The sequence below is a fragment of the Vibrio sp. 1180_3 genome (assembly GCF_029478545.1).
Taxonomy (GTDB): Bacteria; Pseudomonadota; Gammaproteobacteria; order Enterobacterales; family Vibrionaceae; genus Vibrio; species Vibrio aestuarianus.
Window position 1 is genome coordinate 136,360 of record NZ_SJFM01000006.1, and the last position, 13,955, is coordinate 150,314.

At 42.6% G+C, this 13,955-nt stretch carries 13 protein-coding genes and 1 pseudogene; 5 read left to right on the forward strand and 9 right to left on the reverse strand.

Annotated features, from left to right (window positions below; translation table 11 throughout):
- Positions 1–57: 57 nt before the first annotated feature.
- A complete protein-coding gene (locus tag EYW48_RS05900; RefSeq protein ID WP_053311606.1) occupies positions 58–1,455 on the reverse strand; it encodes a tryptophanase in 1,398 nt (465 codons plus the stop codon).
- A 403-nt stretch (positions 1,456–1,858) separates the two neighbouring features.
- On the opposite strand from EYW48_RS05900, the gene EYW48_RS05905 reads away from it, so the two are divergent.
- Together EYW48_RS05905 and EYW48_RS05910 are read left to right on the forward strand one after the other, a co-directional pair.
- On the forward strand, positions 1,859–2,488 hold the full coding sequence (locus tag EYW48_RS05905) for a DUF2057 family protein (protein WP_053311605.1): 630 nt from the start codon (positions 1,859–1,861) through the stop codon (positions 2,486–2,488).
- Between the two features lie 302 nt (positions 2,489–2,790).
- Positions 2,791–3,327: a GNAT family N-acetyltransferase gene (locus EYW48_RS05910; RefSeq protein ID WP_053311730.1), complete on the forward strand. Its 537-nt coding sequence runs from the start codon at positions 2,791–2,793 to the stop codon at positions 3,325–3,327.
- 34 nt (positions 3,328–3,361) lie between these two features.
- Here the strand turns inward: EYW48_RS05910 and EYW48_RS05915 are convergent, their stop codons facing one another.
- The 5 genes from EYW48_RS05915 to EYW48_RS05935 form a co-directional block, all read right to left on the reverse strand.
- Positions 3,362–4,750 (reverse strand): DASS family sodium-coupled anion symporter, encoded by a 1,389-nt coding sequence (locus tag EYW48_RS05915; protein WP_053311604.1) that lies wholly within the window; start codon positions 4,748–4,750, stop codon positions 3,362–3,364.
- Between the two features lie 207 nt (positions 4,751–4,957).
- Positions 4,958–5,803 carry an alpha/beta fold hydrolase gene (locus EYW48_RS05920; protein WP_053311603.1) on the reverse strand — a complete coding sequence of 282 codons (846 nt, stop codon included), beginning with the start codon at positions 5,801–5,803 and terminating at the stop codon, positions 4,958–4,960.
- Positions 5,804–5,913: 110 nt separating this feature from the next.
- Positions 5,914–6,165 (reverse strand): DUF2999 family protein, encoded by a 252-nt coding sequence (locus tag EYW48_RS05925; RefSeq protein ID WP_053311602.1) that lies wholly within the window; start codon positions 6,163–6,165, stop codon positions 5,914–5,916.
- A gap of 102 nt (positions 6,166–6,267) precedes the next feature.
- Positions 6,268–6,975 (reverse strand): SDR family oxidoreductase, encoded by a 708-nt coding sequence (locus EYW48_RS05930; RefSeq protein ID WP_168524361.1) that lies wholly within the window; start codon positions 6,973–6,975, stop codon positions 6,268–6,270.
- Entirely contained in the window at positions 6,975–8,519 is a 1,545-nt protein-coding gene (locus EYW48_RS05935) for a cryptochrome/photolyase family protein (protein WP_277432000.1), read from the reverse strand. Before EYW48_RS05935 ends, EYW48_RS05930 begins: the two co-directional genes overlap by 1 nt.
- Positions 8,520–8,709: 190 nt before the next feature.
- On the opposite strand from EYW48_RS05935, the gene EYW48_RS05940 reads away from it, so the two are divergent.
- From EYW48_RS05940 to EYW48_RS05950, 3 genes are all read left to right on the forward strand, one after another.
- On the forward strand, positions 8,710–9,666 hold the full coding sequence (locus EYW48_RS05940; RefSeq protein WP_277432001.1) for an AEC family transporter: 957 nt from the start codon (positions 8,710–8,712) through the stop codon (positions 9,664–9,666).
- A gap of 125 nt (positions 9,667–9,791) precedes the next feature.
- Positions 9,792–10,817: an acyltransferase family protein gene (locus tag EYW48_RS05945; protein ID WP_277432002.1), complete on the forward strand. Its 1,026-nt coding sequence runs from the start codon at positions 9,792–9,794 to the stop codon at positions 10,815–10,817.
- An 18-nt stretch (positions 10,818–10,835) separates the two neighbouring features.
- Positions 10,836–11,465: an START domain-containing protein gene (locus EYW48_RS05950; protein WP_171980083.1), complete on the forward strand. Its 630-nt coding sequence runs from the start codon at positions 10,836–10,838 to the stop codon at positions 11,463–11,465.
- A 4-nt stretch (positions 11,466–11,469) separates the two neighbouring features.
- Here the strand turns inward: EYW48_RS05950 and EYW48_RS05955 are convergent, their stop codons facing one another.
- The 3 genes and pseudogenes from EYW48_RS05955 to EYW48_RS05965 form a co-directional block, all read right to left on the reverse strand.
- Positions 11,470–11,859: an MAPEG family protein gene (locus EYW48_RS05955; RefSeq protein ID WP_053311597.1), complete on the reverse strand. Its 390-nt coding sequence runs from the start codon at positions 11,857–11,859 to the stop codon at positions 11,470–11,472.
- A gap of 128 nt (positions 11,860–11,987) precedes the next feature.
- Entirely contained in the window at positions 11,988–13,094 is a 1,107-nt protein-coding gene (locus EYW48_RS05960) for a sel1 repeat family protein (protein ID WP_277432003.1), read from the reverse strand.
- Positions 13,095–13,102: 8 nt separating this feature from the next.
- Positions 13,103–13,699 (reverse strand): annotated as a pseudogene (locus EYW48_RS05965) (sel1 repeat family protein); the annotation flags it as partial.
- Positions 13,700–13,955 lie beyond the last annotated feature (256 nt).

Consider the following 13,955-nt stretch of genomic DNA (forward strand, 5'->3'; position numbering starts at 1 on the left):
GGAATATCATCAATTGACTGCAAAAAAGCCCTCGCATTGAGGGCTCAAGAGATTGCTTTATAACGGTTTAAAACGAGCGGTAAAATGTCTTAGCACTGGTGGTTCATATTCGAAGGTTAAGCCTTTGAATTGTTCAGCTCGCCGCTTGACTTCAATCAAGGCATCAGCGACATAGTCCATATGATCGTTGGTATAAACACGCCGTGGGATCGTTAAACGCATCAATTCAAGCTCGGCGGCTTTTTGCTCTCCGGTTACAGGATCTCTCCCCAGCAGTAAGGAGCCAATTTCAACAGCTCGAATCCCCGCTTCTAAATACAATTCATTGCACAATACTTGGGCTGGGAATTGCTCAGGCGGAATGTGAGGCAGTATTTTTGCCGCATCGACAAACACTGCATGTCCGCCAGTAGGGTATTGGATTGGAATTCCGGCTTCTTTCAATCGCTCCCCCAAATAAGCAACTTGACCAATGCGATAATGCAAAAAGTCTTCATCTGCGGCTTCATATAAACCACGTGCTAATGCTTCCATATCACGACCCGCCATGCCACCGTAGGTCACAAATCCCTCCATTGGCACACAACGTGTTCTCACTGCTTGGAACAACTCTTCATGATCACGAATACAGCACAAACCACCAATATTCACCATTGGATCTTTCTTCGCTGACATCGTCAACATATCACCGTATTGGTACATTTCACGAATGATCTCCAACATGGTTTTATCTTGATAACCCACTTCACGTTGCTTGATGAAATAAGCATTTTCACAATAACGAGCCGAGTCAATCACCACCGGAATATCGTGCTTATTAGCTAATTCATATACTGCGCGCATGTTGGCCATAGAAACCGGCTGACCACCGGAGCTATTGCACGTGATGGTGGTAATAATGGCGCAGATATTTTCGCTGCCATACTGCTCAATCGTAGTTTGCAATTTATCAAGGTCAAAATTGCCTTTCCAGTCATAGGGGGTGGTGGTGTCAAAAGCTTCATGAGTGACAACATTGACCGCTTTACCACCATTCATTTCAATGTGACCAGCTGTGGTATCAAAGTGATAGTTGGAGATAAATACCGGGGTTGTGCCTCCGCGCACCTGCTTCATTCGCTCAATCAAGGCTGGGAACAAAATCTGTTCTGCTCCGCGTCCTTGGTGAGCAGGCACCGTCAGTTTATAGCCGAAGAAATGCTCTACCGCAGCGCACAAATTATAGTAGTTACGGCTACCTGCATAAGATTCATCTCCTAACATGAGTCCAGCCCATTGATTGTCACTCATGGCTCCAGTTCCGGAGTCGGTCAGAAGGTCGATATACACATCGTCGCTACGCAGTAAAAATGGATTATAACCAGCAAGTTCTAAAGCTTTTTCACGGTCTGCCAAAGTAGTCATTTTGATAGGCTCAACCATTTTTATACGAAAAGGTTCTGGAATACGTTTCATGCTTAATTTCCTTTAGATGATCAAATTTAACCGCATTAGCGGCATATCAGTTTGAAATGGGAGTTAATTGGCTAGAAATTAGGCGAGGTGATCAAGCTTGCTGAGTAGCGATAAGCCGTAATCGAGGTTATACCACGGTGACAACACTAACGTGCTGTCGAACAAGTGGATTTGTCGCATAGCGTTATCTCATGGTGGTTACAGGTGCAACCAATATAGACAATTGTTAGTTATTAGAATGTGAATATGCACCCAATTCTTTCGATCTCTTCTATTGTTTGACTCACACTTGACGCAAAGACGTAACAATTTGAAGAAACTTAATGGCTTATTTCACATGAGACTTGCTTTTCAAACTAAGTAGCGGCAACCTCTTATGATATCGCTTGCAAGGATAAAAATAATGAACGTAATAAAACCTCTATCATGTGCTTTAGCCATACTGTTTAGTGCTTCAGCACTGGCAACTGTTACTCTTGAAATCCCCGATACGATTAATCTGCTAGTTGTGAATGGTAAGAAACCTGATACCGCTGGTAGTATCTTTTCCTCGACAAAAAGCGTTGAACTTGCTGATGGTGAACAACAAATCGTATTTCAGTACGAACCTTATTTTTCTCAGGGTAATGACCGAATCATCGTCGAAAGCGACGTCGTGATCGCGAAGTTCACAGCAAAAGATGCAAAATTGAGTTTTGATATGCCTCAATACCGTGATGCCAACCGAGCGCAAAAAGGCATTCAATCAATGCAGTGGTCGCTAGTTGATAAAAATGGTCAAGCGGTTGAGATCAAACAAGATCGTCTGCTGAAGGATGGATTCCAGTTTAACCGTGATTATTTCCGTGAAGCTGATGACTACAACCGAACTGGCGGTATTGCTGCCGTCGGTATCACCAATGTTACGATGCTACAGAACGAGATTACGCAGTCTAAAAATGCACAAAATGCAGCAGAAGAAATGCTGCATTTTTGGTACGACAAAGCCGATGAGGAAACCAAAGCGCGCTTCAAAGCTTACGTAAATCAATAGCCGCTTCAATGTGAGCTCCTATCTGGAGCTCATTACAACACGCAAAATTTGCCTACTAAAATTATCATTTCTATAGCTATCGATTACGATATTTTAGCCTCATCGTACCTTTGTTTTTCTATCATATCGATTAATGGCTAAAAACTAACGGCTTACGGTAACATCCGACACCAATCAAACCTTAACTAGAATGTGAGTATCTTTTGCGTTCAGCCTGGATCAACCGTTGCAATTTTGCTAGCGTGAATAGTACCGATAAGGAAATGAAAACCTTAAAAAAATAATAAGGATAAATGGTCATCATGTTCAGTCTTAGCATTGATAGCGAACTCAAACTCGCCCTAATAGAAAGTTCATTTGCTCCTCTTTATGTGGAACTCGTCCGTTCACAACAAGATTACCTTTCACAATGGCTTGCTTGGCCGCCACACTGTCAAACAGAACAAGATTTTCAGGCTTTCATTAAAAGATCACTGCACGACTATGCCGAAGGAAAAGCCATGACATGTGCGATTTTTTATCAAGATCGCTTAGTTGGCAACTGTAGCTTCAATCAGATTGACTATAACCTGAGCAAGGTAACTATTGGTTATTGGTTATCACAACAAGAGCAGGGAAAAGGCATTATTAGCCGGGTGGTCAAAATGCTTACTGATATTGCATTCAACACCTTAGAGATTGATAAAGTAGAAATAGCAACGGCCGTTGATAACCGGCCAAGTCGAACGGTGGTGGAACGTTTAGGCTTTAGCTATGAAGGAACAATTACCAATAGTGAAAATCTCAATGGCCGAATTGTCGATCACGCCATCTATGGGTTAAAACGCCCAACAGCCTAATTTATTAGGCGGAGCATAACACTCCGCCTTGTCATTATGCCCAGAACAACATCGCAATGACGGTCAGTAAGCCGATACAAGCAATATTGAGCAACATTCCTACACGCATCATTTCACTCTGTTTTATATGTCCCGACGCAAATACAATCGCATTCGGTGGAGTCGCAACAGGCAACATAAAGGCGCAAGAGGCCGCAACAGCAATTAATACCGATAAGATGACGGGAGAAATACCAAAAGCCTCCGCCACACTCGCAAACACAGGAATTAACAATGCTGCACTGGCGGTATTACTGGCAAATTCTGTCAAAAATACCACGAAAACAGCGATAACTAGCACAATGAAAAACAGACCAAAATGAGAAATCAACGCACTCAATTCGTTCGCTAAGAAAACACTGGTGCCAGTTTGCTTTAAGACATTGCTTAAACAAATACCACCACCAAATAATAGCAATACGCCCCAGTCTGCGGTCTTTTCAACATCTTTCCAATGCACAACGCGAGCAAAGTTGACCAAAACAATCGCCCCTAAGGCAACAATCGTATCGAATTTAGCAAACCCACCTAGCATTGCATTCAATGGCTTACTAAAAATCCAACAAAACACCGTTAACGCAAAAATGCTTAGCGTAACCACTTTGCCTTTATCCCATTCAACCGGAGTTCGATTTAACTCAAATTCGCCGTTCAAATCGGGCTTCAACGCAAAATAGAGAATAGCTATCGCAACCGGTAACATGATGGCTGCCGTTGGCGCTCCAAATTTCATCCAATCTGTAAACGATAAACCCACTTCAGCCGCAGCAATCGCATTCGGTGGACTGCCGACCACTGTTGCAATACCACCGATACTGGCACTATAAGCAATACCTAGCAGCACAAAAACATAGGTCGAGTGGCCGCGATCTTGGTCAACTTTACTCAGTACACCGAGCACTAATGGCAACATCATTGCAGCCGTAGCGGTATTACTGATCCACATAGATAGGCCCGCTGTCACACCAAATAGCATAAAGACAGCAACACTCATTCGGCCACGAGCCATAATCAATACCTTATCGGCAATGACCTTATCTAAACCTTGGCGATGCATAGCCGCAGCTAACGCAAACCCCCCTAAAAATAGAAAAATAATTGAGTTCGCAAAATTGTTCAGTGCTGTTTGAGTATTAAAAACCCCAAACACGACCGCCATGATTGGTACCAATATCGCTGTCACAGTTACGTGTAATGCTTCCGTTAGCCAGAGCACGGCAATAAAGGTTAACATACTGATACCCAAAGCAATATCAGGCTCCACTGGTAAGTGGTTGTACATCAAAAAGAACAACACCATATCCGCTAGGATAATGAGGCTGTTGCGGTTAAAAAACCATTCTCGGGTATTGGAGGGTAAAGGGACACTATCGTTTCTATTCATTATTATTTTCCTTATGAGGGCCTACTGGCATAAATATCATCACATAGATTCAAACAAGGAGATAAATAATCATTGCAAAATTGTTAACCACATCAAAGGCATGGTTAACAATTTAACATATTGAAATAAATAGAAAACATTTAACTAACAATAAATCATGGGGCGTTGTCGTGAATTGTATTTAAAACGAACAATTTTTTACAAGACTTATATTAAGCGATCGAAAGCTAACATCACTTCTTGGCACTTCATCACACGTCCATGCCCTTGGTTTTGAGTCGTGATCAATGACACGTTCGCGATTTCTTGTGCTGCTTTTTTGGAAACGGAGTACTTGGTGAACTTATCACGCTCGTCGTGAACAATCATGGTTTGGGAGTCACGCAGAGCCAATTTTTGATAGGGGTCTATCGACTGAATCGGATAACGATATTGCTGTTCAACTTCAGTAACAACGGCTTCAAACAATTTCATGGAATAGCCTGATCTCGCCACACTACCAAACAAGTTATCAAGATAATCGAGCACTGGTGCGATCAATAGCATTGGCGTATGAGCAATTTTATTGTGACGACATTCCAAAGCCGCTGCGGTACCCATACTGTGGCCGACCACACCCACTACATTATCAACACTATCTAATATTGTTTCTAACCCGCCAACGAAGGCAGGAATATGCCCATGTATTCCATCACTTTCTCCATGAGCGGGGTGATCATACGCCAAAGCCGTGAAGCCTCGCGAAGCAATATGTTCCATTAATGGGTAAAACTGACTCGCAGTCCCAGACCAACCATGGGCCAATACCCAAACTGGTCCAGTGCCCAATTGATAAGTCTTGAGCGTTCCTTCGTGTGACAACACACTACTTTTTACCAGTCCTTGCGGCTCTTGGTTTTTCGGTTGAGTCCTTGCAGGTGTAAGCAACAAACGTCGTGCTACTTTTTTGGCATGGGCTGGTGCAACCGTATGATGAAGACGGGTAGTTACATTGACCAACGTGCGCTTCAAGCTAAATTTGCTTGAGGTATTAAAGTAGATTTTCTCACTCACTCTATTTCTCCTTGCGCCTTAAAATCAAACGCTCCTAATATTTTAAGGCCAAAAAAGGTCGTCAAAACATATCCGGTTGACGACCTCTTACGATTGCATTGTCGGTAGACTTACTTTTGAAGTCGCTCTTTAGCTTCTTCGACTTTTGAGAAGTCCAACCCTAGCTCTTGTACCGCTTCTTTAATCAAAGCTGGGTTTTGCATCACCTGCCCCATCAACAGTTGAAGTTTATCTTGAGGTAAACCCAGTTGGCTGATGGTCGCCATCGCAGCAAACGGATTTTGGGTCAATGTTTGGAAAAGCTCGTTGATCTGCTCATCGCTGATATTGTTCTCTTTCAACATCGCAAGAATCGGGTTCATAGCACTACCTTTTAACTACTAAATGAAATAGAAGGTCAGTCTAACATTTGGCTCTGCTCAGTTGTACTAAGAACTCACATCAACGCTTTCAGCGTGTAGGTACTACCATGGCAGCGACTTTCCATCGTACGCCCAAAATGAGCCACTATCTTGCACGCTGGCTTTCTCTATTAGGCCAATCAAATCATGGGCGACACGTTGCGGCGTAAATAACTTCCCCGTAAGAACATTAGCCTGAAATGGCGCGGATAAAGCGGTATCCGTTGTACCAGGATGAAGTGCTAGCACCACACCATGTTTAACCATGCGTTGCCATTCAATCGACATGGTTTTTAGGAACATGTTCAGCGCGGCTTTTGAAACGCGATAACTGTACCACCCACCTAGCTGATTATCTGAGATGCTACCTACTTTGGCAGAAATGGTCGCAAATTTCGGTGCAATACTGCGTTTAAGTATTGGGGTGAAGTGCTTTGCTAGCAGAACAGTCGGCAATGTATTCACTGCCATGGTTTGTTGAAAGAAATCACCATCTAATGCATTAAGACTTTTCTCTGGTCCTTTTTCTTGAGTATGCAACATGCCCACGCAGTTAATGACCCAGTCAACATCATTCAGTGCCTTACTCAGCGCTTCTACTTCATTTTCAACACTAGCATCAAGTTGATGCCAAGTTACTCGCTGATGGTGCCAATCAGGTTGAGTGCGACGATATGTGGCTTGGATCTGCGTATCTGGAAACCGAGCCACAGCCTCTTGTACCATCGCTAAACCAATACCACCATTGCCACCTACGATCACAATTTCCATTACAAATTCTCCAAATTCGCGATGTAATATTCCGCCGTATCCAAAATCGCTGTACGTTGCTCATGTTCCATATTGTCCCATGAACGAAAGATCATCCCGATACGAGGATTGCTCGCAAGGCGTGTTTGATGCTTATCCATAAACCGCCAGTAGAGGCTGTTAAACGGGCATGAACCCTTTCCGCTACGGACTTTATGGTCATAGTGGCAACCTTTGCAGTAATCACTCATTTTGTTGATATAAGACCCACTTGCCGCATAAGGTTTAGTGCCAACAATTCCTCCATCGGCAAACAGTGCCATCCCCCGAGTATTGGGCATTTCTACCCACTCTATTGCATCGACATAAATGCCGAGATACCACTCATCGACTTGATCAGGGTTGATTTCCGAGAGCAAACAGAAATTTCCGGTCACCATCAAGCGCTGGATATGATGGGCGTAAGCGTAGTCTAACGACTGTTCGATTGAATGGTGCATACACGCCATCTTGGTTTGCCCATTCCAGAAAAAGTTTGGCAGTTTTCTATTCGCATCCAGCGCATTTTTCTTCGGATAATTGGGCATGTTCGCCCAGTAGATACCCCGAATGTACTCACGCCAGCCTAGAATTTGCCGAATGAACCCTTCAACCTGAGAGAGATCAATATCAGGGTTAGAGTAAAAGGCGTTAAGTGATGCCGTGATCACTTCTTTGGGGTGCAATAATTTAGTGTTGAGCGAGAAAGACAACCGGCTATGGTAAAGGCTCCATTTAGCCTGATGTTGACTGAACATTGCATCTTGGAAGCGGCCAAACAACGGCAAACAAACTTGGCAAAAGTGGGCAAGTAAAGACAAACTTTGACAGCGATTAATTGGCCAGATCAACTCACCATTTAATGACCCAATGGTGTGAATATTATGCCGCTTTAACCGTTCAGTAATATGCCCAACATCCCGTCTAAATATCATGGGTTGAGGAAGTAGTTCGATATCGTTCGCTTTTAACTTGTTGCGGTTGTTGGCGTCATAATTCCACTTCCCGCCCATAGGTTTGCCGTCTTGCATCAAGATATCGAAGCGCTTGCGCATTCGACGGTAAAAATACTCCATCATGACATGTTTACCCTGCGGGAACTGCTGCTCAATCTCCTCAAACGGCAGTAGAAAATGCTCGCTATCGACACAACGTATCACTACATCAGTAATCTTCAAGTTGGCCATTTGAGCCAGTAAGCGGTATTCATCTGGGCGTTGGTACTCAAACTTACTCGCCCCCACGTTAGTCACGTAATGCTTAAGCATTTGATCAAGGTCGGCAAATGACTGAGTATCATCAAGCGTTAAATGCAACACCTGGTGCCCCTCACTTTGCTTCTCTTGCGCAAACTGTTTCATCGCCGAGAAGAAAGCACACACTTTTTGCACATGATGAGTAACGTATGTGTTCTCTTGCTTGAGTTCTGCAATCAAATAGAGGACCTTATCGTCAACCTGCTGAAACCAAGAATGTTCACTGTTGAGTTGATCACCAAGAATCAAGCGAACCGTTTCAAATTGCATTAACCCTTCTCCACGCACTTATCTGCCACTACAGGTATTTATATTCCATAAACGGTTTATTACGAGCCACCAACGCCTAGAGATCATATTGAAAGCATTGAATAAAACTTGAAATGCTGCAAATTCTATTTTTAAGTCTTCGCGACATGTGGAAAAATGGTTCGGTTGTGATCAACTTCAAGGGATTGATATGGCAGGTATTATCGAACAGCTTCTGTTTTCAGCATCTATTACAGGCCCAATCTGTTTGATGTTGGTACTAGGGGTGATACTTAAGCTCACAGGGTTGATTAACGACAACTTCATTGATGTTGCCTCACGCATCGTTTTTCAAGTCACACTACCTGCGATGCTATTTCTGAGTATCGTCAAGTCTGAGCATGACTTTGCTTCAAGCGCGACGTTGGTAATCTATGGGCTATCTGCTAATTTCTTGTTTTTCTTATTCACGGTGGTGTGTACCAAGAAAACTTTTCATCGCTCAGAAGATCATGGGGTGATCATCCAAGGTGGCTTTCGTGCCAATACCGCGATTATTGCTCTTGCTTATGTGGCCAATGCCTATGGTGAGCCTGGCCTAGCCTTAGCGGCGATTTATGTTGCCGCGACGACCGTGCTTTACAATATTCAAGCGGTGATCGCCCTAACTCCACGAGGTGAGAGTACTGGCATTAAAGCGGCGGGAGTTATCGCCAAAACCTTAACCAAAAACCCACTGATTATCGGTATTTTGCTAGGTGTTATTTGCTATTCTCTTTCACTGCCAATCCCTAAAATGGTGACCGATGCCGGCCAGTATTTCGCCAACATGACGCTGCCGTTGGCACTACTGTGTACTGGTGGATCTCTAAATATTGGCTCGTTGAGAAGTGATAAAGCTCCTGCTTGGTTTGCTACTGGCTACAAACTGGTGTTAGCCCCTTTGTTGATCACCTCTGGTGCTCTATTTTTTGGGTTTAGAGGGCTAGAACTTGGTTTAATATTTTTGATGAGTGCCTCCCCCACCGCCGCTGCCAGTTATGTAATGGCAAGAGCTATGGGAGGTAACGCAACATTGGCCGCTAACATCATTGCACTGACAACCGTATTTTCACTGTTCACCTGCACGCTAGGCATTTTTGTACTGTCGAGCTTACAACTAATTTAATACTAGCCTGCGCTCACAAATCAAAAAATAAAATGCTGATTATTCAAAGAAATATTAAGTTTTACTAGTATTTTAATGGCGATGACGGGTAGCGTTAGGTTTATTATTTTTCACCGATGTCAGTTATGTCTTCTTCTCAAAAAATTGCGAGTTTGGAACTTGGCCGAGTCATTGCGATTCTGGCCGTTATTGCCCTACACTGCCAAATGTTTCTTTCCTATTTTACCTATCAGGATGAACCTTGGTTTGGTTATGTCTTCAATCAGCTGACGCGCTTTGCTGTACCCCTGTTTTTCTTAATTTCTGGTTATTTAATTCAACCTAAATTGGTCGCAAGCCCGATTGTCACTTTAAAACGTTATGCTCGACCTTTATTTCGCCTATGGGTTATTTGGAGCGTGATCTGCTTATTAGTACCATTTAACTGGCCAACCGTTGCTCAAGACGGCTATTTAACTGAGCGAATTGGCTATTGGGATTATTGGTTGAGTAGCCCATTCGACGCCCTACTTGAAGGTGGTTTAGTGCACTTATGGTTTATTCCTGCACTCATTTTCGCGGTGGCGATTTTGGCTTGGTTGCTACAAACCAAACGAACCAATTTGATTATCCCGCTTGCTGTAGCGCTCTATATATACGGTGTACTGGCGGGCAGTTATCAAACAGTCACTGAATTAAGTGCACCCTTTTTTACTCGTAATGGTCCTTTTTTTAGCACCTTATTGGTCAGCATCGGCTTCATGATTCGTCAACACGCCTATCAACTTAGTGCTGCGAAAGCATGCGTCATGCTTGGTTTAGGCCTACTCATGCATTTGGCCGAAGCCTACGCCTTACATCCCCATGACCAACTCTTTAATGCCAATGACTACCTATTTACGACACCATTGTGGGCAACAGGCTGTTTTTTACTCTTATTAGCCAAACCAAACTGGGGCAACTCGCCTTGGGTTTTTGCACTTTCACAGCGTATTTTAGGTGTCTATGTCAGCCACCTCCTTGTCGCTATTTCAATGATGAATATCGCTGGAATATTAGCACTACAAGATGGCATGAGAGATTTGTTTGTGTTTACTGGCACCGTAATCTTTACTCTATTACTGGTAATAGGAATAGAAAAAACACCACTGCGTTCAATACTGCTGCGTTAACCAAAAAGGGATAAACGAATGACAAAATGGATGTCGTTGGTGTGCGTGCTCTTTTCAATCACCGCCAGTGCTGCCCCCTCTTTAGAGTGGCAGTTTATAAAAACGGATAATGGCATAACCCTCCACTCACGGAATCACAGCGATGGTTTGGTGGAGATCCGCACCCAAATGTTTGTCCCGACATCGTATTCGGCTTTTTTGCTGTTATTGGAAGATAGCGAACGTGTGCCAAAGTGGATAGATAACGTCAGCCACAGCAAAGTTCTTAAGCAGCTGTCTGCAAACGAGAACGTTGTATACACACAATTTTCCGCGCCTTGGCCCGCCAAAGACAGAGATATGGTGACATATTCAAAATATGCGCTGAAAGAAGGCGCATTAAGGTTAGAAATCTACGATGCACCAAATTACTTGCCAGAGCAAAGTGGTTATATTCGAATTACGCAGGTCAAAGCGAACTGGACACTGCAGAAACTAACCGATGGCATGACGCACATTGACTACATCGCCTTCGCCAACCCAGGAGGGGCATTACCAGATTGGCTAGTGAATAAGCTTTCCGTCAACAGCGCTTTTGCCACATTTCAAGGATTGCGTAGAGAATTGCCCGCTTACCAAGGCAAACCACATCCTAACCTGCAGGAATGAGTGATTAACCTAGAATTTTATCAAACGGCAGGTAAATGAGGTTGAGCACCATTAATGCAACCATTGCAGCAAAGGTTAATTTCATGCCCGCAATACGCCCTTTTAATTGGTCACTCAAAATGGCTTTTGCATGTAATATGCGACCAATCACGAACGCCATACCAACGCCATGAATCCACCACACACTGGCACCATTAACTTCCAATAACGCCATTAAGATAAGTGTGATAGGAATATATTCAGCCGCATTACCCTGCGCACTACGCGCCAACTGCAATGCTGGCACACCACCATCGGCGTATTTGACTTGGTTAGCACGACGTTGTTTGATGACTTCAATAGCCAGCCAAATCAGTATTGCCGTCAGGATAATGGCATAGAGAGCAGTGATCATAGCAGTGTATCCCGTTAAGAAAATAAGTGATCAGTGTATATGAGGTTGATAGGTAGGATCCAAATAAATAGTAAAACGCCCCAAATGGGGCGCAGAGAAGTGAGTCTAAGTACTGCTGTCGTCGGTTATCAATCCACCCAGTCATCACGGCTAGTGAAACCATCGATATATATCATTGGTGTAATATCTTTCATAAATAACTTAACTTTTTCATTTATCTTTGCTTTTTCTTCTTCATTCAAAGTATGAACATCAAAAGCATACTCTCCTGATAAACCTTTATAGAGAGCATTATAGAAATACTCATTCTCACTTCCTTCATTAGAACGATGGTATTTATACTCCACGATACTTGTAGAGCCAAGCTTCAAACTTGCATCCAATAATCTATTGCTCTCATCCTTTTCAGTTTCCTTCAAGAAAAAAGCTAAGTCATTTATGGCAGGAATATAGTTATTATTGGCCGCAACCGTTAACAAATCGATGGCTAATTGGTACTGCTCTGGTGTTTTAGCTTCAGACTTACCTTTACTCGGCGAATAAATTAAAATGGTATTGACATAATCCATCAACGGTTGGTAGTAATGTGCTTGAGAAAAGCGAATAACCTCTTGAATATACTGAGCCCTAGTTTCTTTCGATTGGTCTAACTGTTGCTGTTTTAGTAAAAAATATTGGGCACGCAAATCGCCTTGCGCAGCAAGAGGTTTGAAAAGCTCGATGGCTTTTGTAAAATTATATTCTGTGCAAAGTTGAGCTGAATTAGGATCACTAATTCCTAACGATTGAACAACCTGACTATCTAATGAACCCGACCCTAAATAAGCGCAAGCAAGGCTATTTTTTGAAATGGCTAAAGCTGCGTATGGATTGCCCAAGGTTAATGATTTAAAAATTAAATTGGTAACTTCGGGTCTCTTATAATTATCTAAAAGTATCATTTTTGCGTACCACAACATAGCATCAGAATTTCCTTCTTCGATTAGACCCAGTAATCCACTCTTTGCTACACTCCATTTCCCATGCTGAATATTGACCAATATGTCATACATCTTATCTCCCGGTTTTACGGTGCTCGAAATATAAGGGTCAGCTGATTTTTTATTAACATTCTCGGTAATAAATGGCTGAAATAGGGCAATATCGTCTTGTGGGTTAGGCTTGCAAGCCACCAGCCCAACCATAACGCTCAGCAGCAAGACAAGACGGACAAGTCGATTAAGATAAAGCGTCATGATAGTTATCAATCCACCCAGTCATCACTGCTAGTGAAACCATCGATATATACCATTGGCGTTATGTCACTCATGAATAACTTAACTTTTTCATTTATCTTTGCTTTTTCTTCTTCATTCAAAGTATGAACATCAAAAGCATATTGTCCTGACAAGCCTTTATAGAGAGCATTATAGAAATATTCATCTTCACTGCCTCTATTAGAACGATGATATTTATATTTCACTGCGCTTGTAGAACCCAGTGTTAAAGCTATATTTATTAATCTCTCACTCTCTTTCTGTGCTGTATCCTTTAACAAGAAGGATAATTTATATATGGCAGGTATATAATTATTATTGGCAGCAATTGTTAACAAATCGATGGCTAATTGGTACTGCTCTACGGTTTTGGATTCAGACTTATTTTTACTCGGCGAATAAATTAAAATGGTATTCACATAGTCCATTAAGGGTTGGTAATAATGTGCTTGAGAAAAGCAAATCACCTCTTGAATATACTGAGCCCTAGTCTCTTTTGATTGGTCTAACTGTTGCTGTTTTAGTAAAAAATATTGAGCACGCAAATCGCCTTGTGCAGCAAGTTTTTGAAAACCCTCAATCGCAAGATTTATATTATTTTTATTACAAACATTAGCCTCGGAGGAGGATGTATGTCCAAGCGACTCCGCTACTTGCTGATCTAACTTTATATTTCCCAAGTAAGCACAACTTTCACCCTTATCAGAAAGTTCTATACCCGTGATCATTGAAGATGCTTGATTTTCAATAGAATCAGGATCATGCTACAAACCATGAAAATCACACTGACTCCTCAACAGAAACTGCAACTCGAACAGATGCACGACATTGAGCGTGATA

Coding starts and splice junctions, on each gene's coding strand:
- EYW48_RS05900 (WP_053311606.1), bottom strand. CDS start 1,455: ATGAAACGTATTCCAGAACCTTTTCGTATAAAAATGGTTGAGCCTATC.
- EYW48_RS05905 (WP_053311605.1), top strand. CDS start 1,859: ATGAACGTAATAAAACCTCTATCATGTGCTTTAGCCATACTGTTTAGT.
- EYW48_RS05910 (WP_053311730.1), top strand. CDS start 2,791: ATGTTCAGTCTTAGCATTGATAGCGAACTCAAACTCGCCCTAATAGAA.
- EYW48_RS05915 (WP_053311604.1), bottom strand. CDS start 4,750: ATGAATAGAAACGATAGTGTCCCTTTACCCTCCAATACCCGAGAATGG.
- EYW48_RS05925 (WP_053311602.1), bottom strand. CDS start 6,165: ATGAACCCGATTCTTGCGATGTTGAAAGAGAACAATATCAGCGATGAG.
- EYW48_RS05930 (WP_168524361.1), bottom strand. CDS start 6,975: ATGGAAATTGTGATCGTAGGTGGCAATGGTGGTATTGGTTTAGCGATG.
- EYW48_RS05935 (WP_277432000.1), bottom strand. CDS start 8,519: ATGCAATTTGAAACGGTTCGCTTGATTCTTGGTGATCAACTCAACAGT.
- EYW48_RS05940 (WP_277432001.1), top strand. CDS start 8,710: ATGGCAGGTATTATCGAACAGCTTCTGTTTTCAGCATCTATTACAGGC.
- EYW48_RS05945 (WP_277432002.1), top strand. CDS start 9,792: ATGTCTTCTTCTCAAAAAATTGCGAGTTTGGAACTTGGCCGAGTCATT.
- EYW48_RS05950 (WP_171980083.1), top strand. CDS start 10,836: ATGACAAAATGGATGTCGTTGGTGTGCGTGCTCTTTTCAATCACCGCC.
- EYW48_RS05955 (WP_053311597.1), bottom strand. CDS start 11,859: ATGATCACTGCTCTCTATGCCATTATCCTGACGGCAATACTGATTTGG.
- EYW48_RS05960 (WP_277432003.1), bottom strand. CDS start 13,094: ATGACGCTTTATCTTAATCGACTTGTCCGTCTTGTCTTGCTGCTGAGC.